We start from the raw sequence: 19,692 nt of genomic DNA, 5'->3' as shown, positions 1-19,692 counted from the left end.
GGACCGCGGCGCTCTGCGCCGGGGTGGTGGGGGCAGAGCTGCCATTCGCGCAAAGGATCCGTGCATCTGATGACGTCAGCCCCCTCCACCATCCTTCGGATGGTCCCCCTCCCCCGATGGGGGAGGAGCGGAGTTCAAACCATTCAGACCATTCAGACGGCGTTTTCCCGGCCATGGCCCAACCCCAGCTCCGCGCGCGCTTTCCTGGTCAGTTTCGCGGCGATCAGCGCGTGGGCGGTCTTCAGGTGATCGGCCAGGTCGGCCTCGTCCCAGCTGGCCGGATCCTCGACCTGCACCCATTTGGCGCGCGCCATATAGGGGGCGGGCGCCGCGTGTCCGGCCTCGGTCAGCACCTCATAGGCGATGTCCGACACCTTGAAGCTGATCGCGCCCTCGCCCCCGACGATGGCGAACATCTTGCCGCCGACCTTGTAGACGTCGTGATCCTCGCCGAACGAATGGGCCAGCTCCGTCGCCGGCAGCGCCAGACAGACCCGGCCGATCCCCGCCCGGTCCATCGATCAGGCCTCGACGCCGACGCCGATCGGGCAGACCACGCCCGTCCCGCCGATCCCGCAATAGCCGGCCGGGTTCTTGGCCAGATACCCCTGGTGATAGTCCTCCGCGTAATAGAAGGGACCCAGCGCCTCGATTTCGGTGGTGATCTCACCCCGACCGGCCCTGGACAGCGCCGCCTGATAGGCCTCGCGCGACCGCTCCGCCTCGGCCTTCTGGGCCTCGTTGGCGTAATAGACGGCCGAGCGGTAGGTGGTGCCGATGTCATTGCCCTGGCGCATGCCCTGGGTCGGGTCGTGGTTCTCCCAGAAGGCCTTCAGCAGGTCGCCGTAGGAGATCACCTTCGGATCGAACACCACCCTGACGACCTCGGTGTGGCCCGTGCGCCCGGTGCAGGTCTCCTCATAGGTCGGGTTGGGGGTCAGCCCGCCGGAATAGCCGACCGCCGTCACCCACACCCCCGGCAGCTGCCAGAAGATGCGCTCCACCCCCCAGAAACAGCCCATGCCGAACACCGCCGTCTCGAACCCCTCGGGATAGGGCCCCTTCAGCGGATGGCCGCTGACAAAGTGCAACTCATCTGTGGGCAGGGGCTCGGCGCGCCCCGGCAGGGCGGTCTCGGCCGTGGGCATCTGGGTCTTTTGCGACAACATGGCGGGTCTCGATCAAAACAGGTGAGGCAAGGCATATGGGGTGTCTCCCCCGACTTGCCGAGAGGGCCAGTCTGTTCTATCAGCCTCGCCTCTCGCGGGTCGACTGCCCGCGCGTTTCCGCGATGTGGAAATGGACAGGTGGCGGAGTGGTCGATCGCGCACGCTTGGAAAGCGTGTGTACGTGAAAGCGTACCGAGGGTTCGAATCCCTCTCTGTCCGCCATCGCCCCCGGCCTTCAATACCAGGCGGATATCAAGGCGTCTCCAACCTTGTGAAGACGGTGTGCTCCTCACCTCCCTGCGTGGCGGCGCGCGCCCTCAGGCAGTCGATCACATAGCGAATTTTCGGCACGGAGACCCGGCCGGGCGCCGTGATGGCGTTGATCTCATGGCGCGTTTCCCAATCCGGCAGAAGGACACGCCAGTCGGGCGGCGGAAGGAAATCCGGCAGGATGGCGAGATAGCCGCAGCTTTCGGCAAGGTCCAGCACGAGGTCGCCATCATTTGCGGCCATCCGCCAATCCGGCCGCACGGTCGCCCGCTGATCGTCGCTCCGGAGAACCAGCGGGGGCGCTTCGGTGCTCGGCCCGAGTCCGACGACCGGTGCGCCGTCGAGGTCGGCAGGAACAGACGGGTCCGGGGCCGACCAGGAAGGCGGCGCAAAGATCCGACGCCGCGCGTGTCCCAGGCGGGTCAACATCGCATCGGACTCGGTCGGCCGGCCGATCCGGACGGCGACATCCACGCCGTCATGCAGGAGGTCGACACGCCGGGTCGTCCATTCGACATCAAGGCGGAGATCAGGGTGGGTGCTCAATGCCTCCCGGACAATGGGGGAGACGAGGTACCGGCCGAGAACCACGGGCGCCGTAATCCGTACCAGCCCCGAAATCTCGGTTCGCATCGCCAGGGCTGCGCTGGCGGCGGCCTCGCCGGCCGCAATCATCGTCACGGCATGATCATAGACCCGCCGCCCGCTCCCGGTGATCGAGATCGAGCGGGTACTGCGATGAAGCAACTTCAATCCGATGCGCGCTTCCAGTTGCGCGATGCGACGGCTGATCGTCGGCTGCGGCGTCCCGGTCAGCCGGGCCGCCGCGGTGAAGCCACCGGCGTTCACGACACGAACAAAGAGGGCCAGGTCGCCGAGCGTATCATCGATAAAGTCATTCATGAATGAGTGTCATCCACGGCCGCGGTCTAATCAAGTCGACTGGCGGAAGATAGGGTGGCCTTCCTGCGCGAGCGGGCGGCCTCAACGGGCGGCGCTGCCCCCGGGAGAAGCCTGCGCACGGCCTGATCGTGCGGGATTCAGGTGCTGCCGCCCTCCTCTCTGCCCGGGAACCCGAACATGCATACAATCAACGAGTTGACGATCGAAAACTCGACCCCTTTTGCTGATCGACCACCAGCCTTGGGTGGCGTTTCCGGTCCATTCGATCTCTCCCGAGCATTTGTCCAACAATGTCGTGGCGCTGGCCAAGACCGCGAAGGTGCTGGGTGTGCCCACCGTCCTGACGACGATCAATGGAGAGAATGGCCCTCTGCGGGACCCTCTCTTTCAGGGACTCACGGCCCTCTGGCCCGACGTGAAACCCATCGACCGGACGAACACCAACGCATGGTCCGATCCCGCCTTCGTTGCCGCAGTGAAGGCGACGGATCGGAAAAAGCTCGTGATCGCGGGTCTCTGGACCGAGGTCTGTCTCGCCCAGACGTCGCTATCTGCCATGCGTGAGGGCTACGAGGTCTATTTCGTCGCCGACGCCTCTGGCGGCCTGACGCCCGAGGCGCATGAGCGCGCCTGCCAGCGTATGATCCAGGCGGGCGCGGTGCCGATGTCGTGGTTTGCCGTGGCGGCGGAATGGTCGCCGGACAATACGGCGCCGGAATACCAGCGCATGTACCCGATCACGCTCGCCCATGGGGGAGGTGTGGGCTGGGCCGTCGAATACATCCTCGCGAACCTTCCCGCACAGGCGTGAGGCCCACCACATGGCGACCGGTCCGGGTCGGCTGAGGCCACGCCGCTCTACCCTCACCCGTCGGTGGGCCGGGGCGTCGGCAACCCCCGGGGTCGTGCCGGGTTTATCCCCTGAAGCTGCGGGGACGTGGAACTGTCCATCGTCCCGTCACAAGTGCGAGGTCCGCCCGATGTCATCACCCGACCAGTACAGGCGTCTGAACGAAGGCGACGGGAACACCGACCCCAACGCCTCCACGCCCGTGTTTGACCCGGTGCTTGCGAGCGGCCAGGCCGATGCCGAGGCCGGCGGCGCCAGTCCTGTGGTGCATTCCCCCGCGCCGCCCGCACCGGAGCGGAGGACGCCTGAGGCCGGACAGACCGGCCTGCGTCTTCCGATGTGGGTCTGGTTGACGGGGGCCGGCACTGTCCTCGGCGTCCTTCTGGTGGCCCTGCTCTTCCTCTGATCTGCGGGTCTTCGCCCTCCGGACCTGCGCCGTAGCCTGACCGCTCGCTGGAACCCCCGGGCGCCCGCCGGGTTGGGGTCATAGCGAGAGGAGGATGCTATGCCCCACGGAATGGCACTGGCGCGGTGGCCACTGGTCGCGATTGGCGTCATCTTCGTCATCGTCGGCCTGCCGTTGGTGATCGGAGGCGCCTGGCTCCTGATGCTCGGGGGGTCCTTCTACTATCTGCCGGCAGGGCTGGCCCTCGTGGCATCCGGCGTCCTGCTGGCGCTCGGTCGACCGCTCGGTGCATGGATCTATACCGGCCTCTACGTCCTGACCTTGCCCTGGGCGCTCTGGGAGGTCGGGCTCAACGGCTGGGCGCTCGTCCCGCGAGTGGTCGCGCCGACCGTCCTCATGGCCGTCCTGATCGCAGCCCTGCCCCTGTTACTGCCCCACGGCAGGCGGGCGGCCTTCATCGGCGGCGGGGCGCTGGCTGTCCTCGTGATCCTCGGAGGGATTGTGATCGGCGTTGCAAACCGCGCCGGGGCGGGCCTTTCGGTCCCGGCGGGCAGCGGCGACATGGCCGAGCCGGGCCTCTATCAGACCGGCGCTGACTGGCCGGCCTTCGGCGGCACCTATGCTGCCCGGCGGTATTCGCCCCTGACCCAGATCGACCGCGACAATGTGGAGACGCTTGAGCGTGTCTGGCTGTTCCACACAGAGGACCTGCCCGAAGACAAATGGGGGGCGGAAACGACTCCGCTGAAGATCGGCGACACCCTGTATCTGTGCACCGCGCGCAATGAGCTGATCGCGCTCGATGCCGCCACCGGCGAGCAGCGCTGGCGCTACGACCCCGAGGTCTCGGACGACTGGATTCCCTACACCGCCGCTTGCCGCGGGGTCGCCTATTACGACACGCGCCGCACGGCCGTGGCGCAACCGGCGTCGGAAACGCCCCCTGCTCCGGCGCAGGCCGAACAGCGGACCACATCAACCGCCTGCACGACGCGGATCATCGAGGGCACACTGGACGGTCGCCTGATCGCGGTGGATGCCCGCACCGGCCGTCCCTGTCCTGATTTCGGCGAGAACGGACAGGTCGACATCAAGCGCGGAATGGGAGAGGTCATCCCCGGCATGGTCTCGATGACCTCGGCGCCCACGATCGTACGCGGCGTTGTGGTGACCGGTCATCAGGTTCTGGACGGCCAGTACAATGAGGCCCCCTCCGGCGTGATCCAGGGCTTTGATGCCGTGACGGGAGAGCAGCGGTGGGCCTGGGACATGACCCGGCCGGACCTCGATGGCCTGCCCCCGGAGGGCGAGACCTATACCCGCGGCACGCCCAACATGTGGACGACCGCCACCGGGGACGAGCAGCTGGGACTGATCTACCTGCCCATGGGGAATTCGGCGGCTGACTACTACAGCAGCGATCGCTCGGAGGCGGAGAACCGCTTTGCCACCTCGCTTGTGGCGCTGGACGTCACGACCGGCAAGCCGGTGTGGTCATTCCAGACGGTGCATATCGATGTCTGGGACTATGACCTGGGCAGCCAGGCGACGCTCATCGACTATCCGACCGACGCCGGCGCCGTGCCGGCCCTGGTCCTGCCGAGCAAACAGGGCGACCTCTATATCCTCGACCGCCGAACGGGGGTGCCTCTGGTTGACGTCGAGGAGCGCCCGGTCCCCGGCGGCGGTGTCGAGCCGGAGATGCGCAGCGCGACCCAGCCCTTTTCCGGCTTTCACACCCTCGCCAGGGATGACCTGACCGAGCGGGATATGTGGGGCATGTCCCCGATCGACCAGATGATCTGCCGGATCGGATTCCGTCGTGCGGAATACGACGGCATGTACACGCCGCCGTCGACGGAAAGGCGCTGGATCCAGTACCCGGGCTACAATGGCGGCTCGGACTGGGGCGGCGTGGCGGTCGATCCCCGGCGGGGCGTGATCATTGCCAACTACAATGACATGCCGAACTACAACCGGCTCGTCCCGCGCGAACAGGCGAACGAGAGGGGCTGGTATCCGCGCGGTCACCCCGAGCTGAAGGAGGACGCCGGGATGCCGGCGTCGCGGGGCGGCGTCCCGGACGGGGCAGAAGGCGCCGGTGACCCGCAGTGGGGCGCGCCCTATGCCATCGATGTCAACGCCGGCTGGCGGATGGGCTTCACTGGCATGCTGTGCAAACAGCCCCCCTACGGCGGTATCCGCGCCATCGACATCCGCACCGGTCGGACCTTGTGGGATCGCCCGCTCGGCCAGGCGCGCAAGAACGGTCCGTTCGGCATTCCCTCGATGCTGCCCATTGATATCGGCACGCCCAACAACGGCGGGTCCGTGGTCACGGCGGGCGGCCTGGTCTTCATTGCCGCGGCGACGGACGATCTGATCCGGGCGATCGACATCGAAACAGGCGAAACCGTGTGGACGGATGTTCTGCCGGCGGGCGGGCAGGCTGCGCCCATCGTCTATGAGGAAGACGGTCGACAGTTTCTGGTGCTCATGACCGGCGGCCACCATTTCATGGAAACGCCCCGGGGAGACCAGGTGATCGCCTGGGCGCTTCCGGAGCGGCGTGAGCGGTGACCCCGGCGTCGCTTCCCTACTGCGGCCCGGCTCCGACGCCTGAAGCGGTGCTGGGGCGGTGGAATGGAGATCCGCTGCTGCTCATCGCCCTGGCGGGAGGGCTGGGCATCCTTCTGGCGCTGCGACCCTCCCGACAGGATCGGACCCTGGCCGTTCTGGCGGTGCTCGCGCTTGCCGTCAGCTTCGTCTCGCCGCTCTGCGCCGCCAGTTCGGCGCTGTTCACCGCGCGGACGGTGCACCATCTCTGGCTGATGGGCGTGGCCGCCCCCCTTCTCGCCTGGAGCCTGCCGAAGGTGGGCGGGCGCCTCGCGGCAGCCACCCTGGCGCAGGGCGCCGTGCTCTGGATCTGGCACGCGCCCTCACTGTACGCGCTGGCACTGTCTCATGACGGACTCTACTGGCTGATGCAGATCAGCTTGCTGGGAACGGCGGTGTGGTTCTGGTCGGCCGTGCGGTCCGCCAGCGGAACATTGGCCTGCGGCGCCCTGCTCGTCACGCTTGTACACACCGGCCTGTTGGGCGCGATCCTGACCTTCGCTCCCCGGGCCGTCTACCTTCCCCACGCGGGGACCACGGCCCCCTGGGGCCTCGACTGGATCGAGGATCAGCAGCTGGCCGGTCTGATCATGTGGGCGCCCGGCGCCGCACTGTATCTGGCCGCCGCCCTGGTTCTTCTGGCCCGCAGTCTGGGCGAGCCGCCGGTTCCGGAGCGCGCCGCGTGAGTCTGGTCTCGCAGGTGCGGCTGTGGGCCAGGGGTCACACGGGCCGGGATCACTATTCTCCCGTCGGCATGACCTTTCACTGGGCGATGGCCGCCCTGGTGGTGTTCCAGCTGTGGTGGGGCTGGCGCATCGGTCGCCTGCCGGTCGGCGCCGACAAGCTGGAGGGGTACCAGCTCCATAGCCAGGTCGGCCTTCTGATCCTGGTCATGATCATGCTGCGCGGCCTCTGGCGGCTGGCCATCCCGGGACCGATCAATGACGCGGACAAGCCCGGCTGGCAGAGCCGCGCTGCCCATCTCACACACTATGCCTTCTACGCCGTGCTGATCGTCCTGCCCCTGTCCGGCTGGACCATGTGGTCCTCCATGGCCGCCGAACAGCCGCTGTCGCTTGCCGGCGCCGCGCCCTGGCCGCAATTGCCGTTCGACACCCTGCCCCGTCAGACCCGATACCAGCTGATGTCCGTGGCAGAGCGCGCCCACCTCTTCGCTGTCGTCACCCTGCTGGTGATGATCCCCCTTCATGTGGGGGCGGCGCTGAAGCACCATTTCTGGAATCGGGACGATTCCCTTGCGGGGATGGTGCCCTTTCTGAACCCGCTCCCCCCGCGACCAGCGAAGCCGCATGGCGCGCCACCGCCTCGATCTGATCGTCGTCAAGCCCGGCAATCGCCCGGAGCATGACGTGATCCGGGTCATTCTGACGTTTGCCGTCCCGCCACAGGCGAAGCTGACGCGCCAGATACTCCGGGGGCTGACCCGCCAGAGGAGGTATCGCTGCGCCCCGGCCCTCGCCGCCCGGTCCATGACACTGGGCGCAACTGCCGACGGGCGAAGGGCGATGATAGAGGTCCCGGCCTTCCGGAACAGTGTCCCCGGCGAAGGAAAAGCCCGCAGGCTCCAGGCTGCCGTACCAATCGGCCACCGCACGCCGGTCTTCCATCGACAGTTTTGCGGCGATGGCGTGCATTGTGGGATCGGCGCGTCGCCCGTCGGCATAGTCCTGCAACTGCTTCAGCAGATAGCCTGGCGAGAGACCTGCCAGCCGCGGCGCTCCTCCCAGCCCTTCGCCCTCCAGTCCATGGCAGGTGAAGCAGGCGTTGCCGGCACCCGCCTCTCCGCCGCTCAGAGCGATCAATTGGCCCGTGCGCGAAAAGGCGTCGGGCGAAGGTTCGCCGATATGACAGGCGCCCAGGCCAGCGGCGGCCAGCACTGCGATCCAGGATATTCGACCCATCAGGGCGGAACCTCACCCGCGACCGTTGGTTCCCGCCTCAACGGTCAAGCTCACAGGGAGGGGAGAATGGCCATGGCCGCGGGTCGCACAATCAGTCTGGCAGTTTTGGCGAGCCTGTCGGCCTGTGGAACCGATGTTGCCGAACAACACCCTATGCCGGCAGGATCGCCCGAAGCCGGGCTGGAGACCATTCGCGCCACCGGGTGTGCGGCCTGCCACGTCGTGCCCGGCGTAGAATGGCCGATGGGGCGCACGGGCCCCTCGCTGGAGGGCTTTGCTGCCCGCCCCCTGATCGCCGGCAGCCTGAGTAATGACCCTGACACCCTGACCGCCTTTGTGCGGAATGCCCCGGCCCTGTCCCCGGACTCCGCCATGCCCCCCATGCCCCTCACCGAGAGCCAGGCCCGAGATGTTGCAGCCTACCTCTACACGCTCCAGCCTCGCTGACGCGCTCGTCGGATGGCCCCCGCCGGTGCTCGATCCGGCCGGCCCTTTCTCGGAGCGCATCACCACCCTGTCCTGGGCCCTGCTCCTTATGGCCGTGCTCGTCATGGTGGTCGTGGGCTTTGCGCTTGCCGGGGCTCTTTTCGGAAATGCGCCGCTGAAGAAGCGGCTGGGCGGTCGATGGCTGATCTGGGGCGCCGGCTTCGCCTTCCCGGTTGTCGTTCTGTCGGGACTTCTGGTCTGGGGCCTGACCCTGACATCCAGCCTGTCCAGCCGCCCGACCGGGGACGAACTCCGTATCCAGGTCACCGGCGAGATGTGGTGGTGGCGCGTAACCTATCTGGACAGCGAGGGACGCGTGATCGCCCGCGACGCCAATGAGGTCCACATTCCGGTGGGCCGCCCCGTCCTGTTCGAACTCACGTCGAATGACGTGATCCACAGCTTCTGGGTTCCGCAGCTGGCCGGCAAGCTGGACATGGTTCCCGGACGGATCAATCGGCTGATCCTCACGGCAGACAGGCCCGGCTCCTACGGAGGGCAATGTGCCGAGTACTGCGGGGGCCCGCACGCCCTGATGGGCCTGGTCGTCGTTGCCCACCGTCCGGAGGACTTCGAAGGTGAGATGGAGCGTCTGCATGCGCCCGCCACAGCGCCCGTCACGCCTGTGGCCCTTCGCGGAGCCGAGGTGTTCGAGAGCAGTGGCTGCGGGGCCTGCCACACCGTCGGGGGCACGGCGGCCAACGGCCTCGCCGGACCGGATCTGACCCACGTCGGAGGCCGCCGCAGTCTCGGCGCCGGCATCCTGCCCAACAACCAGGGCACGCTGGCGGGCTGGATCGCCGACAGCCAGACCATCAAGCCCGGCAACCGCATGCCCCCCTACAGCGTCCTGTCGGGTGAGGAACTGATGGCCGTATCCGCCTATCTGGACGGTCTGGAATGAGCGGCGAAATCGATCTGTCCCAACGCTTTCCCACGAAGGGCGACCGGCCGCAGGGCGAGCTGGAAGAGCTGAAGCGGGTCTGGGCCAAGCCCAAGGGCTGGTTTGGCTGGTTCACCGTGGTGAACAACAATTACATCGGCCTCTACTACGTCGGCGCGGCCTTCCTGTTCTTCATTCTGGCCGGCATTCTGGCCCTGCTGATGCGGACGCAGCTGGCCCTGCCGATGTCGGGCTTCCTGCCGCAGGAGACCTACAACCAGGTCTTTACCATGCACGGTACGGTGATGATGTTCCTGTTCGCCGTGCCCGCCGTGGAGGCTCTCGGGGTCATGCTGCTGCCGCAGATGCTGGCGGCGCGCGACCTGCCGTTCCCTCGCCTGTCTGCCTATGCCTTCTGGGCCTATCTGGTGGGAGGGCTGGCCTTCTTCTGCTCGATCTTTTTCGGTCTGGCTCCGAGCGGCGGCTGGTTCATGTACCCCCCGCTGACGTCCAAGGCCTTCTCTCCCGGCATCAACGCTGACTTCTGGCTGCTGGGCATCGGCTTCATCGAGATCTCGGCCATCGCCGGCGCAATCGAGATCGTCGTGGGGGTCCTGAAGACCCGCCCCCCGGGCATGACACTGGCCCGCATGCCGATCTTCGCCTGGGCCATGCTGGCCTTTGCCGTGATGATCATCATCGGCTTTCCCGCCATCATCCTCGGCACCCTCCTGCTCGAGCTTGAGCGAGCTCTCAACTGGCCGTTCTTCGACCCCACCCGGGGGGGAGACCCCCTGCTGTGGCAGCACCTGTTCTGGTTCTTCGGACACCCCGAGGTCTACATCATCTTCCTGCCCGCCGCGGGGCTGATGAGCATGATGATCCCGACCATCGCCCGGACCCCCCTGATCGGATATCGCGCCGTGGTGCTGGCGCTTGTGGCGACGGCCTTCATCAGCTTCGGAGTCTGGGCGCACCACATGTTCACGACAGGCCTGCCGACCCTGTCCGTCAGCTTCTTTTCTGCCGCCAGCATGGCCGTCAGCGTGCCGGCGGGGATACAGGTCTTCGCCTGGATCGCCACCCTGGCCGCCGGGCGAATACGCTGGAGTACGCCCGCCCTGTTCTGCGTCGGCAGTGTGATCATCTTTGTCATGGGCGGCCTGACCGGGGTGATGGTGGCCATGGTGCCCTTCGACTGGCAGGCGCACGACAGCTACTTCATCGTGGCCCATCTTCACTATGTGCTGATCGGCGGGATGGTCTTTCCGCTGTTCGCCGCCTTCTACTACTGGATCCCGATGATGAGCCGACGCCGCCTGTCCGAACGGCTCGGGCGCGGGGTCTTCTGGCTGATGTTCACCGGCATGCACGTCGCCTTCCTGCCCATGCACCTGACCGGCCTGATGGGGATGCCGCGGCGGGTCTACACCTATCTGCCGGGCCGGGGCTGGGAGCTGCCGAACATGATCTCGACCGTGGGCGCCTTCCTGATCGCCTTGGGCGTTCTGGTGTTCATCATCGACCTGATCCGCAGCTTTCGCTTCACAGTCGATGACGACGCCGGAAATGTCTTTGAGGCCGGCACGCTCGAATGGCTGCCGACCGACCTCTATTCGACTCGCAGTATCCCGCTCGTTCGCAGCCGCTATCCCCTGTGGGACGATCCGGACTTCGCCCGCAACGTCGACGCCGGTCGCTATTTCCTGCCCAACACCGCGACCGGCCGGCGGGAAACCCTGATCACCAGTCCGGTGGAGGCACGCCCCCAATATATCCAGACCATGCCCGGCCCGTCCCCCTGGCCGCTGTTCGCGGCCGTGTTCACGGCGGGCTTTTTCCTGCTGCTCACCGTGCAGGCCTACTGGACGGGAGTCATCAGCGGCGTCCTGGCCGTGATCTGCGTTCTCAGGTGGCTGTGGGAAACGGATTGGCACCCGGAGATTCCGTCTGTCGACATCGGCGCCGGCATCAAGGTCCCGACCTATGTCACGGGCCCGATGGGCCACGGCTGGTGGGCCATGACGGTGTTGCTGACCGTGGCCGGCATGGTGTTCCTCATGGCGGTCTTCAGCTACGTCTTCCTGTGGAGCGGGTCGGGTGAGGGCTGGACGGCCCCTCCGGGCCTGCCATGGCTGGCGGGGATCGAGGGTGCATATGCCGCGACCCTTGGCCTGGCGCTCGCCGCACCGCCCCTGCTGCGACGAACAGGCCGGGCCGGCCCAGGGATGGCTCTTCTGGCCATTGGTCTTGCCGCCCTGATCGCCCTGGCCGGTTGGACTGCTGATTTCGGGAGTTGGTGGATCGAGGGACTGCGGCCGCACGCTTCAAGTCAGGGAGCGATCATATTTGCCCTGCTGTCCTGGCAAGGCGTCATGTTGGCGACCGGGATAATGATGGCGGGCTATCTCGCCGCACGAACCCTTTGCGGACTTGTCGGTGCAAATCGGGGCAGCACGGTCGATCTCATCAGCCTGTTCCTCGCCTATGTCGCTGGGCAGGGTCTGATTGCTGCCGCCCTGACCCGCATCTTTCCGGGGGGCTGATTGATGGCGCCCTGGATTCGCTTGCTGGGGCCGTGGCTGGTGTGGGGCCTGCACTTCGGACTCATCTACGGGATTGGCAGCATCTTCGTGCTGCAGGATGCGTCGCAGGGTCTGGCCTCGCGCGCAAGCGTCCTGCTGGCTTCATTTGTATGCATCGCGGCCCTCGGCGGGCTGCTTGTCTGGAGCGTAAGGGACCGGCAGCGGCTGGACGGCGCTCAGCTCTGGGTGGCGGACGTCGGCATTTCCGGCGCCATTCTCGCGGGGGTGGCTGTCGTCTGGCAGTCCTTCCCCGCCCTGTTCGTCTGATCAGGGCCGAATGTACCACAGCAGGGTCAGGCCCCCGGCATAGCTGGCCAGAATTGCCCAGGACGACAGGCCGAGGCGAAGGAAAGTCTGCACGCGACGGGCCATCTGTCCGGCGAGGTAGAGGCCGATCATGATCACAGCCAGCAGAGCCGCAACGCCCGAGAATGTTTCGGGCTCTGCCATCGCGGGCCCGTCGCGGTAGGCCACGTCCACGACGAACAGCACAGCGATGTTGAACAGGTTGGTGCCCAGGACATCGCCGACCGCCAGATCGTACCGCTTGATGGTCAGGGCCGTGCGGATCGAGCTCAGTTCCGGCAGGGAGGTGGCCAGCGCCAGCAGGGTAATGCCGACCAGACCGGTGCCGATGCCTGTATCTGCGGCGATCCCGTCAGCCGTCTGGGACAGGGCGAACCCCGCGACCAGTATGACCGCCCCCGCCCCCGCCACGCGCAGCGTCAGCATGAGGGTCGAGGCGTGGCTCTCATCCGGACCGGCCGCCCGTTCGGACTGGCCCCGCTTTCCGGTGGCCGTCCAGCCGGGATGCTTCTCATAGCGCGAGGCGAGAAAGATTGCCCCGGCACAGGCGACGAACAGGCCGGTCGTCCCCCAGCCCAGGCCGGTCGACGCCATCTCGACATCGCCGATCAGCGCCAGAGCGGCTGCAGCCGTCATCAGCACCATGCCGAGCAACCCCTGCAGCAGGACCGATGATGAACGGACCAGCGCCGCCAGCGCTGTCCCGGCAATCATCAGGTCGGCGACCACCAGCAACAGGATATTGACGGACCCCGTGCCGAGCAGGTTCGTAATGGCCAGATGCGGGGAGCCGGTAAGGGCAGCGCTGCCGGCCGTGGCAATTTCGGGCAAGGAGGTGATCCCGCCCAGAATGAGCATGCCCGCGAACCCTTGGCTCATGCCCATGCGGTCCGCGAGATCAGAGATGTCCCGGGCCAGGCGCCCTCCGGCCATCCAAACGGCGACCGCGGCGACGGCGAACAGTCCGAGGGAAACGAGGAGGGGCAGGTCCTTCAGCACAGGATGATCGCGAACGCCTCAGGACTGCGGCGGAGGCGGCTCATCGTGGCCGGGCATTCCCTTGGACGGGTCATCCGCCGGGGTGCGCGGGTCGACCCGGTCATTGCGCCGTCCCGCGCGAGTGCGCGCCCACGCCGCCGCGATCAGCAGCAGGATCGGGCCGCCGATAATGGCAAAGGCCCACAGGAAAGTGGTGTCCATTTCGTCTCTCCCTAGGATCGTAGACAGGACTCTGAACTGTCCAGGCGACGGCCGGATCGCTGAGTCCGGAATCCGGCCTCGACGCGGCGCCGCTCGGGTGGCAGGGCCCGCAGCACATCTGTTTCGGCGTCCGACAGCCGGTCGCGGCGTTCCAGTTTCTCGATCAGAATATCGACCATCGGTTCGCGACCTCGACTCCCTGGAGCGGGCCATCAGGTCAACGCTCGCTGGTCTGAAACGTTGCTATCTCCTGCCCGGGGCAGCCGGTCCCGAACGTCAGCTGATGAGCACAGCCTTGGCAGAAGGGCCCCACGGAACCCGCTTGCCCGGCAATGTGTTGGGGCAGGACAGCAATCAGCGACAATGCGGATGCCCCGGCGCTCGCCGCCCATGCCACCCATGTTGTTCCCAACCTGGAGACGCACCTTGAGCGCGCCGAGGCTCTGGACGAGTAGTGGAGACGAGTTGTCGTTGGACTGACAGCGCCGACATCGCTCCCGGCCTTGAACATCAAGAGGGTGGCACCCCCCGGGGGCATGCCGGGTTTACTCTCTGAACCTGCCGGGACATGGAACTGGCCAGCGTCCCGGCACAAGGGCGAGGTCCGACCGATGTCGTCACCCGGACGGGTCGGACCTTGTGGGATCGCCCCCTCGGCCAGGTGCGCAAGAACGGTCCGTTCGGCATTCCCTCGATGCTGCCCATTGATATCGGCACGCCCAACAACGGCGGGTCCGTGGTCACGGCGGGCGGCCTGATCTTCATTGCCGCGGCGACGGACAATCTGATCCGGGCGATCGACATCGAAACAGGCGAAACCGTGTGGACGGATGTTCTGCCGGCCGGCGGGCAGGCTGCGCCCATCGTCTACGAGGAAGACGGCCGACAGTTTCTGGTGCTCATGACCGGCGGCCACCATTTCATGGAAACGCCCCGGGGAGACCAGGTGATCGCCTGGGCGCTTCCGGAGCGGCGCGAGCGGCGACACCCGGGTGCCATCACCTCAACCCGCCGAGTAGCTGGTCTTGATCTGGGTGTAGAAGTCCGCGGCGCCGAAGCCCTGCTCGCGGGCCCCGTAGGATGACTTCTTCGAGCCGCCGAAGGGCACGTGGTAGTCGACCCCGGCGGTGGGCAGATTGACCATCGTCATGCCGGCCTTCGCCCGACGCTGGAAATCGCGCGCGTAGTTGAGGCTGGCCGTCACAATGCCCGCAGACAGGCCGAACTCGACGCCGTTCGCCACGTCCAGCGCCTCTTCATAGGAGGCCACCCGGATCGTTGAAGCAACGGGTCCGAAGACCTCCTCGTTGTTGATCCGCATGGCGGGCGCCGTCTCGGTGATCAGGGTCGGCCGGACATACCAGCCCGGCCTGTCCAGCTGGAGCCGGTCCCCGCCGGCGACGATGCGCCCCCCCTCATCGCTCGCGACGGCCATATAGCAGTAGCTGACCTCGCGCTGATCCTCGCTGACGGCGGGGCCGATGTTGGTGGAGGGATCCAGCGCATCGCCCACCTTCAGCCCCTTGAGCCGTTCGACGAGGGCCGCGACGAAGCGGTCATGGATGCCGTCCTGGACAATCAGGCGGCTGGAGGCCGTGCATCTCTGGCCGGTCGAGAAGAAGGAGCCATCGAGAGCGATCTGGACCGCACGATCGAGGTCTGCGTCGTCGAGCACGATCAGCGGATTTTTCCCGCCCATCTCGAGCTGCACGCGCGCCTGACGTTTCATCGCGCCTTCCGCCACGCCCGCGCCGACCTTCTGGGAACCGGTGAAGCTGATGCCGGCTACATCGTCATGCGCGACGATGGCGCGCCCGACATCGCCGTCGCCGATGACCATATTGACCACCCCGTCCGGCAGACCCGCTTCATGCAGGATGGCGATCAGCGCCTCGGCGGTGGCAGGCGTCAGGCTGGCCGGCTTGATCACGACCGTATTGCCGAAGGCGATGGCCGGCGCGATCTTCCACGCCGGGATGGCAATCGGGAAATTCCAGGGGGTGATCAGTCCGAACACGCCGATGGGCTGGCGATAGGTCTGGACCTCCACGCCCGGTCGGATCGAGGCCAGGTTCTGCCCATGCAGGCGAAGCGCCTCGCCGGCAAAATACTTCAGGACCCGGGCGGCGCGCGCGGTCTCGCCTATCCCCTCGGCGAGGGTCTTGCCCTCTTCCCGCGACAGCAGTCGGCCGATGAGCTCTCGCCGCTCCATGACGAGCGAACCTGCCCGGTCCAGCACGTCCGAGCGCACTTCGGGAGACGCCTCCGCCCACCCGTCAAAGGCGGCCTTCGCGGCCGACACCGCCTGGTCCACCTCGGCTGCGCCGCCCACCGGCATGCGAGCCACCACATCGCGCGTGTCCGACGGGTTCAGGCTTTCGGCGGACAGATCGGCGCCCGCCCGTTCACCGTTGATCCAGTGGCGCAGCTGCAGTGTGTCAGTCATCGGAGGTCCTTGGAGGCAGGTGCGAGTGATGCCCGATTCAGGCACGCCCGCTTGGTGGTCCTCTTTAACCCGTGGCAGCGCGATCAGGAAAAGGGCTGCGCCCGCGATTGCGGGCGAACCGCTTCCGCTACGGCGAGCACCGCCCGCCCTGTTACGCCACGTCCCGATAGGCGTTGCGGGCGTCGACCGGCACCTGATCGTACAGCGTCGGTCCCGAGAGGCCGAGCCGCGCCCGGGCCTTGTCGAGCGGTTCGGCCAGCAGCGCCTCATAGTCGAGGCCGGGCAGCCAGGCAGCACGCCTGCCCCTCTGCCAAGCCTGCAGGATCGCCCGCGCGCACGGGTGGCCGGTACGGGCGCGCATGAACTCCAGCGCCACGCCCGCCGCGATCAGGCCAAAGCCCGTGCTGCGGGTCTGGGGATACGAAAAGGCGACGACGCAGGCTTCGCCCAGGGCGTCCGTCTGATAGCCGGTCAGCACGTGCCAGATGTCATGCACATCCCGCAGGCGACGCGCGTACCAGGCATAGGGATGGGCGGCGTCAATCTCGGTGTCGGCCACCTTCCGACTCTCTTCGGCAAGCCCATAGGCCGAGAAATCCCGCTCCTCGATCAGCGCCAGATAGGCCGCCCCGACCGAGTCGGCGGGCAGGGCGCGCAGCCAGGTCTTGTCCTGAAGCCGGTCGGCCAGCTCGGTCATGCGGAAGGCCTGATCCCCGCCCTCGGGCGTGCGCAGCATCTTCAGATAGCCCCGGCGCGCAGAGTCCCCGGCCAGCGCATTCATGATCTCGAAGACCTGGGCGGTGTCCTCCTTGTCGGCCAGCAGCCGCCGAAGGGCCCGGATCGCCCGGACAGGCTGGATCCGCCGCCGCCCTGCCCGCGAGACGGGCATGCGGGCGTTCGTGGGTCGGGTTGTGGTGGGGTCTGGCGACCCGATCGTCAGTGTTGCCGTCACTTGTCACCCCTTTCTGCAGAGCCTAACCGGACAGGCTACCGATGTAGCTATAACTGACATCAATGTCAATAAAAGACACCTCACCCGTCCGCCGCCGCCGCCGCGCGCCCGAAGAAGCGCGCCGCGAAGCCGTGGCGTCGGCGCGGACCCTGCTGCTGGAAGGGGGCCCCACCGCAGTCACCCTGGCGGCCGTTGCCCAGGACATCGGGGTCACGCACACCAACCTGATCCACCACTTCGGCTCTGCCGCCGGACTGCAATCGGCCCTGATGGGTTCGATGGTCGAGGACCTTACCCGGGCGCTGGATCGCGCCGTCGCGAGGCTCCGCACGGACGAAGGGGCCCCGATGGAGCTGGTCAATGCCGTCTTTGACGCCTTCGACGCGGGCGGAGCCGGCAAGCTGGCGGCGTGGATCGTCATGTCGGGTGACCTGTCGCATCTGGACCCCGTGAGGGCTGCGGTGCGGGGCCTGGTCGAGGCCATTCAGGAGAAGCTGGGCGACATCGACCCTGCGGACGCGCCTCAGGTCAGGGACGCCGTGCTGTTCATCGCCCTGAGCGCTTTCGGCGATGCGCTCATCGGTCCGCCCCTGCGGGGTATGCTGGACCAGGATGCCGACTCGGGCCGACGGGTGGTCGCGGGGCTGCTGGCCCAGTCTCTTCCTCGAGCCGCAAAAGGCTGAGCGGACGCGCGGCGTCCTGCACCCGCAGAATGGCGCGCCCGGCCGGAACTCCCCTCGCTCTGGTTGATTAACACCACACACCCTGGCGGGCACGGCCCGCCTGTCCACGACATGTGCCCTGCGCGGACGCCGAAGACGGCGTCCGAATGGCCCCATGATCGACCCACGAGACGTTCGGAGACTCCATGAGCCGCGACAAGACCCTCTACCTCAACCTCGCTCCCGCCGGGGATCTGGCCGGCGAAGAAGCCATCGGCGACAAGGCCGACGCCATCATCCAGCACCGCCCCTATCATGACTGGTCCGATCTCAAGCGCGCGGGTCTGGACCAGGACGCCATCAACCGCATCAAGAGCGCAGGCGCCGAACTGGGCGAACCCGCCAGCGGCCCGATCGTCGAGCCCGGCAGCGGCGGCAGTGGCGCCACGCCCGGCGGGAACCTCGGCAAGGCCTGAGCGCCGGCCGGCACCCGACACAAACCTCATTTAAGGCGCGCCTCGGAGCGGGCGCCCCACCTCGATTCTCGAAAGGACCGCCATGTCTAACCTCCGTCAGAAAGAAGGCACCCTCGTCGTCGTCGCCACGGGAGACGGCGCCAAGACCTTCCGCGTCAAGGGCGGCTCGCTCCAACACGACGGCAACTGGGCCACCGGCGACCTCGCCGACCAGGGGCCTTCCGGCAAGACCCCGCCGGACATGTCGGATCGCGACCTCAACGAAGCGACCTTTTCGAAAATGATCGCCGAGCGGCTCTTCAAGATGGCCCACTCGGGCCAGTTTGATCACCTGATCCTGATCGCCGACCCGGTGACGCTGGGCGAGATTCGCCCCCTGCTGCATTCCGAAGTCACCGACAAACTGGTGCTTGAGCAGGCCAAGACGCTGATCAACGCCTCGGTCGAGGACATCGAGAAGTCAATCAGCGGGTAGGTCCGCATCGACAGCCCCAGCCCGGAGGTCTCATGACCCGTTCCACCTCCTCCGCGACCAGCCTTGATGCCGGCTTCATCCGCAAGGTGCTGTTCATCGCGGCGGTCATTGTGGGTATGGCGCTGCTGTGGAAGCTGGCAACAGTCCTGCTGCTCGCCTTCGCGGCCGTCATCATTGCGGTGTTGGTCCGCAGTCTCGCCGATCCCATCCGGGACCGCACGGGGCTGTCGACCGGCCTGAGCATTGCGGTGGCGGCCGTGGCCATCCTGGCGGTCCTGAGCGGCTCGGCCTGGCTGTTCGGCTCAACGATCAGCAACCAGGTCGCCACACTGGCGGACCGGCTGCCGGCTTCCCTGGCAGAGCTTGAGACCCGCATCGCCACCCTGCCCTTCGGCGACCAGCTGGCCAGCCGGCTGGACGGTGCAGGCTCCACCTCCAGCCTGCAGGGCATGGTCGGTCAGGTGGGCGGCTATGTGATGACCGTCGTCGGGGCCGGAGCCAATCTTCTGCTCGTGGTCTTTGCCGGCCTGTTCTTTGCGGTCCAGCCCGAACGCATGCGCGACGGCCTGCTGATGCTGGCCCCCCGCGGTCCGCGAGAGCCGCTGCGCGAAGCCGCCAACGAGAGCGGCCGCGCCCTGCGCCTGTGGTTGCTGGGGACGCTGGCCGACATGACGGTCGTCGGCGTGCTGACCGGTATCGGCACCGCGCTGATCGGTCTGCCCTCCCCCGTCGCGCTCGGCCTGTTCGCCGGGCTTGCGGCCTTCGTCCCGATTGTCGGGCCGATCGTGTCGGTAGTCCCGGCGGTCCTGCTGGCCCTCGATCAGGGCCCGGAGATGATCCTGTGGGTGATCGTGGTCTATTTCGTCGTCCAGCAGATCGAGAGCAACCTCATCTATCCCTTCATACAGAAGCGCGCCGTCAACCTGCCGCCCGTGCTGACCCTGTTCGGGGTGCTGGGACTTGGCACGCTGTTCGGGCCGCTGGGCGTGATGTTCGCTTCGCCCCTGCTCGTCGTCGGTCTGGTCTGGGTGAAGCTGCTCTATGTGCGCAACACCCTGGGCGAGGACGTGTCCTTGCCGGGCTGA

The 19,692-nt window shown here is 67.1% G+C and carries 22 protein-coding genes and 1 tRNA gene; 15 read left to right on the top strand and 8 right to left on the bottom strand.

Annotated features, from left to right (window positions below; genetic code table 11):
- Nucleotides 1-152 precede the first annotated feature (152 nt).
- Both J7346_RS05610 and msrA read right to left on the bottom strand, forming a co-directional pair.
- The gene (locus tag J7346_RS05610) at nt 153-518 is read right to left on the bottom strand and encodes an MmcQ/YjbR family DNA-binding protein (protein ID WP_209118590.1); all 366 of its coding nucleotides are present in this window, start codon (nt 516-518) and stop codon (nt 153-155) included.
- 3 nt (nt 519-521) lie between these two features.
- Nucleotides 522-1,169: a peptide-methionine (S)-S-oxide reductase MsrA gene (gene msrA, locus J7346_RS05605; RefSeq protein ID WP_209118588.1), complete on the bottom strand. Its 648-nt coding sequence runs from the start codon at nt 1,167-1,169 to the stop codon at nt 522-524.
- A 132-nt stretch (nt 1,170-1,301) separates the two neighbouring features.
- Here msrA and J7346_RS05600 point away from each other — a divergent pair.
- Nucleotides 1,302-1,391, top strand: a tRNA-Ser gene (locus J7346_RS05600).
- Between the two features lie 30 nt (nt 1,392-1,421).
- Here the strand turns inward: J7346_RS05600 and J7346_RS05595 are convergent.
- On the bottom strand, nt 1,422-2,342 hold the full coding sequence (locus tag J7346_RS05595) for a LysR substrate-binding domain-containing protein (protein ID WP_209118586.1): 921 nt from the start codon (nt 2,340-2,342) through the stop codon (nt 1,422-1,424).
- A 220-nt stretch (nt 2,343-2,562) separates the two neighbouring features.
- Here J7346_RS05595 and J7346_RS05590 point away from each other — a divergent pair, with 220 nt between their 5' ends.
- The 9 genes from J7346_RS05590 (at nt 2,563) to J7346_RS05550 (ending at nt 12,357) form a co-directional block, all read left to right on the top strand.
- Complete coding sequence (locus tag J7346_RS05590; protein ID WP_209118585.1) at nt 2,563-3,153, top strand: hydrolase; 591 nt, start codon at nt 2,563-2,565, stop codon at nt 3,151-3,153.
- A gap of 169 nt (nt 3,154-3,322) precedes the next feature.
- The gene (locus J7346_RS05585) at nt 3,323-3,598 is read left to right on the top strand and encodes a hypothetical protein (protein WP_209118583.1); all 276 of its coding nucleotides are present in this window, start codon (nt 3,323-3,325) and stop codon (nt 3,596-3,598) included.
- Nucleotides 3,599-3,697: 99 nt separating this feature from the next.
- A complete protein-coding gene (locus J7346_RS05580; RefSeq protein WP_209118581.1) occupies nt 3,698-6,178 on the top strand; it encodes a membrane-bound PQQ-dependent dehydrogenase, glucose/quinate/shikimate family in 2,481 nt (826 codons plus the stop codon).
- Nucleotides 6,175-6,900: a cytochrome c oxidase assembly protein gene (locus J7346_RS05575; RefSeq protein WP_209118579.1), complete on the top strand. Its 726-nt coding sequence runs from the start codon at nt 6,175-6,177 to the stop codon at nt 6,898-6,900. The genes J7346_RS05580 and J7346_RS05575 overlap by 4 nt, the downstream gene beginning before the upstream one ends.
- Entirely contained in the window at nt 6,897-7,583 is a 687-nt protein-coding gene (locus J7346_RS14985; RefSeq protein ID WP_348521457.1) for a cytochrome b, read from the top strand. Before J7346_RS05575 ends, J7346_RS14985 begins: the two co-directional genes overlap by 4 nt.
- Nucleotides 7,584-8,202: 619 nt before the next feature.
- Nucleotides 8,203-8,583, top strand: coding sequence for a c-type cytochrome (locus tag J7346_RS05565; RefSeq protein WP_245157666.1), 381 nt, complete (start codon nt 8,203-8,205; stop codon nt 8,581-8,583).
- Nucleotides 8,546-9,526: a cytochrome c oxidase subunit II gene (gene coxB, locus J7346_RS05560; protein WP_209118575.1), complete on the top strand. Its 981-nt coding sequence runs from the start codon at nt 8,546-8,548 to the stop codon at nt 9,524-9,526. Before J7346_RS05565 ends, coxB begins: the two co-directional genes overlap by 38 nt.
- Nucleotides 9,523-12,051: a cytochrome c oxidase subunit I gene (gene ctaD, locus J7346_RS05555; RefSeq protein WP_209118573.1), complete on the top strand. Its 2,529-nt coding sequence runs from the start codon at nt 9,523-9,525 to the stop codon at nt 12,049-12,051. The genes coxB and ctaD overlap by 4 nt, the downstream gene beginning before the upstream one ends.
- 3 nt (nt 12,052-12,054) lie before the next feature.
- Nucleotides 12,055-12,357 (top strand): hypothetical protein, encoded by a 303-nt coding sequence (locus J7346_RS05550; protein WP_209118571.1) that lies wholly within the window; start codon nt 12,055-12,057, stop codon nt 12,355-12,357.
- Here J7346_RS05550 and J7346_RS05545 read toward each other — a convergent pair whose 3' ends face one another.
- Genes J7346_RS05545 through J7346_RS05535 form a run of 3 tightly spaced genes read right to left on the bottom strand, consistent with a single transcriptional unit; the run spans nt 12,358 to nt 13,775 of the window.
- Entirely contained in the window at nt 12,358-13,395 is a 1,038-nt protein-coding gene (locus tag J7346_RS05545) for a hypothetical protein (protein ID WP_348521456.1), read from the bottom strand. It lies immediately after the preceding gene.
- A gap of 18 nt (nt 13,396-13,413) precedes the next feature.
- Entirely contained in the window at nt 13,414-13,596 is a 183-nt protein-coding gene (locus J7346_RS05540) for a hypothetical protein (RefSeq protein ID WP_209118567.1), read from the bottom strand.
- Between the two features lie 11 nt (nt 13,597-13,607).
- The gene (locus J7346_RS05535; RefSeq protein WP_209118565.1) at nt 13,608-13,775 is read right to left on the bottom strand and encodes a hypothetical protein; all 168 of its coding nucleotides are present in this window, start codon (nt 13,773-13,775) and stop codon (nt 13,608-13,610) included.
- A 389-nt stretch (nt 13,776-14,164) separates the two neighbouring features.
- Between J7346_RS05535 and J7346_RS05530 the strand changes: the two genes are divergently transcribed.
- The gene (locus tag J7346_RS05530; protein WP_245157665.1) at nt 14,165-14,680 is read left to right on the top strand and encodes a PQQ-binding-like beta-propeller repeat protein; all 516 of its coding nucleotides are present in this window, start codon (nt 14,165-14,167) and stop codon (nt 14,678-14,680) included.
- Here J7346_RS05530 and J7346_RS05525 read toward each other — a convergent pair.
- Nucleotides 14,600-16,042 carry an aldehyde dehydrogenase family protein gene (locus J7346_RS05525; RefSeq protein ID WP_209118564.1) on the bottom strand — a complete coding sequence of 481 codons (1,443 nt, stop codon included), beginning with the start codon at nt 16,040-16,042 and terminating at the stop codon, nt 14,600-14,602. The genes J7346_RS05530 and J7346_RS05525 overlap by 81 nt on opposite strands.
- 151 nt (nt 16,043-16,193) lie before the next feature.
- Complete coding sequence (locus J7346_RS05520) at nt 16,194-16,931, bottom strand: Coq4 family protein (RefSeq protein WP_209118562.1); 738 nt, start codon at nt 16,929-16,931, stop codon at nt 16,194-16,196.
- Nucleotides 16,932-17,056: 125 nt separating this feature from the next.
- Between J7346_RS05520 and J7346_RS05515 the strand changes: the two genes are divergently transcribed.
- From J7346_RS05515 to J7346_RS05500, 4 genes are all read left to right on the top strand, one after another.
- Nucleotides 17,057-17,677: a TetR/AcrR family transcriptional regulator gene (locus J7346_RS05515; protein WP_209118560.1), complete on the top strand. Its 621-nt coding sequence runs from the start codon at nt 17,057-17,059 to the stop codon at nt 17,675-17,677.
- Between the two features lie 185 nt (nt 17,678-17,862).
- On the top strand, nt 17,863-18,132 hold the full coding sequence (locus tag J7346_RS05510) for a hypothetical protein (RefSeq protein WP_209118558.1): 270 nt from the start codon (nt 17,863-17,865) through the stop codon (nt 18,130-18,132).
- A gap of 82 nt (nt 18,133-18,214) precedes the next feature.
- Nucleotides 18,215-18,607, top strand: a complete 393-nt coding sequence (locus J7346_RS05505) for a host attachment family protein (protein ID WP_209118556.1) — start codon at nt 18,215-18,217, stop codon at nt 18,605-18,607.
- 32 nt (nt 18,608-18,639) lie between these two features.
- Nucleotides 18,640-19,692, top strand: a complete 1,053-nt coding sequence (locus J7346_RS05500; RefSeq protein ID WP_209118554.1) for an AI-2E family transporter — start codon at nt 18,640-18,642, stop codon at nt 19,690-19,692.

Origin of the sequence: Brevundimonas sp. A19_0 (assembly GCF_017744255.1) — a bacterium.
Taxonomy (GTDB): Bacteria; Pseudomonadota; Alphaproteobacteria; order Caulobacterales; family Caulobacteraceae; genus Brevundimonas.
Note: the sequence above shows the minus strand (reverse complement) of the source record. Positions and strands in the feature narration are given on the sequence as shown.

What these genes read in the sequence shown, in the direction of transcription:
- J7346_RS05515 (WP_209118560.1), top strand. Translation starts at nt 17,057, where the DNA reads ATGTCAATAAAAGACACCTCACCCGTCCGCCGCCGCCGCCGCGCGCCC.
- J7346_RS05550 (WP_209118571.1), top strand. Translation starts at nt 12,055, where the DNA reads ATGGCGCCCTGGATTCGCTTGCTGGGGCCGTGGCTGGTGTGGGGCCTG.
- msrA (WP_209118588.1), bottom strand. Translation starts at nt 1,169, where the DNA reads ATGTTGTCGCAAAAGACCCAGATGCCCACGGCCGAGACCGCCCTGCCG.
- J7346_RS05535 (WP_209118565.1), bottom strand. Translation starts at nt 13,775, where the DNA reads ATGGTCGATATTCTGATCGAGAAACTGGAACGCCGCGACCGGCTGTCG.
- J7346_RS05595 (WP_209118586.1), bottom strand. Translation starts at nt 2,342, where the DNA reads ATGAATGACTTTATCGATGATACGCTCGGCGACCTGGCCCTCTTTGTT.
- coxB (WP_209118575.1), top strand. Translation starts at nt 8,546, where the DNA reads ATGTTGCAGCCTACCTCTACACGCTCCAGCCTCGCTGACGCGCTCGTC.
- J7346_RS05520 (WP_209118562.1), bottom strand. Translation starts at nt 16,931, where the DNA reads ATGCCCGTCTCGCGGGCAGGGCGGCGGCGGATCCAGCCTGTCCGGGCG.
- J7346_RS05525 (WP_209118564.1), bottom strand. Translation starts at nt 16,042, where the DNA reads ATGACTGACACACTGCAGCTGCGCCACTGGATCAACGGTGAACGGGCG.
- J7346_RS05500 (WP_209118554.1), top strand. Translation starts at nt 18,640, where the DNA reads ATGACCCGTTCCACCTCCTCCGCGACCAGCCTTGATGCCGGCTTCATC.
- J7346_RS05540 (WP_209118567.1), bottom strand. Translation starts at nt 13,596, where the DNA reads ATGGACACCACTTTCCTGTGGGCCTTTGCCATTATCGGCGGCCCGATC.
- J7346_RS05610 (WP_209118590.1), bottom strand. Translation starts at nt 518, where the DNA reads ATGGACCGGGCGGGGATCGGCCGGGTCTGTCTGGCGCTGCCGGCGACG.
- J7346_RS05585 (WP_209118583.1), top strand. Translation starts at nt 3,323, where the DNA reads ATGTCATCACCCGACCAGTACAGGCGTCTGAACGAAGGCGACGGGAAC.
- J7346_RS05505 (WP_209118556.1), top strand. Translation starts at nt 18,215, where the DNA reads ATGTCTAACCTCCGTCAGAAAGAAGGCACCCTCGTCGTCGTCGCCACG.
- J7346_RS05510 (WP_209118558.1), top strand. Translation starts at nt 17,863, where the DNA reads ATGAGCCGCGACAAGACCCTCTACCTCAACCTCGCTCCCGCCGGGGAT.
- J7346_RS05580 (WP_209118581.1), top strand. Translation starts at nt 3,698, where the DNA reads ATGCCCCACGGAATGGCACTGGCGCGGTGGCCACTGGTCGCGATTGGC.
- ctaD (WP_209118573.1), top strand. Translation starts at nt 9,523, where the DNA reads ATGAGCGGCGAAATCGATCTGTCCCAACGCTTTCCCACGAAGGGCGAC.
- J7346_RS05565 (WP_245157666.1), top strand. Translation starts at nt 8,203, where the DNA reads ATGGCCATGGCCGCGGGTCGCACAATCAGTCTGGCAGTTTTGGCGAGC.
- J7346_RS05530 (WP_245157665.1), top strand. Translation starts at nt 14,165, where the DNA reads ATGGAACTGGCCAGCGTCCCGGCACAAGGGCGAGGTCCGACCGATGTC.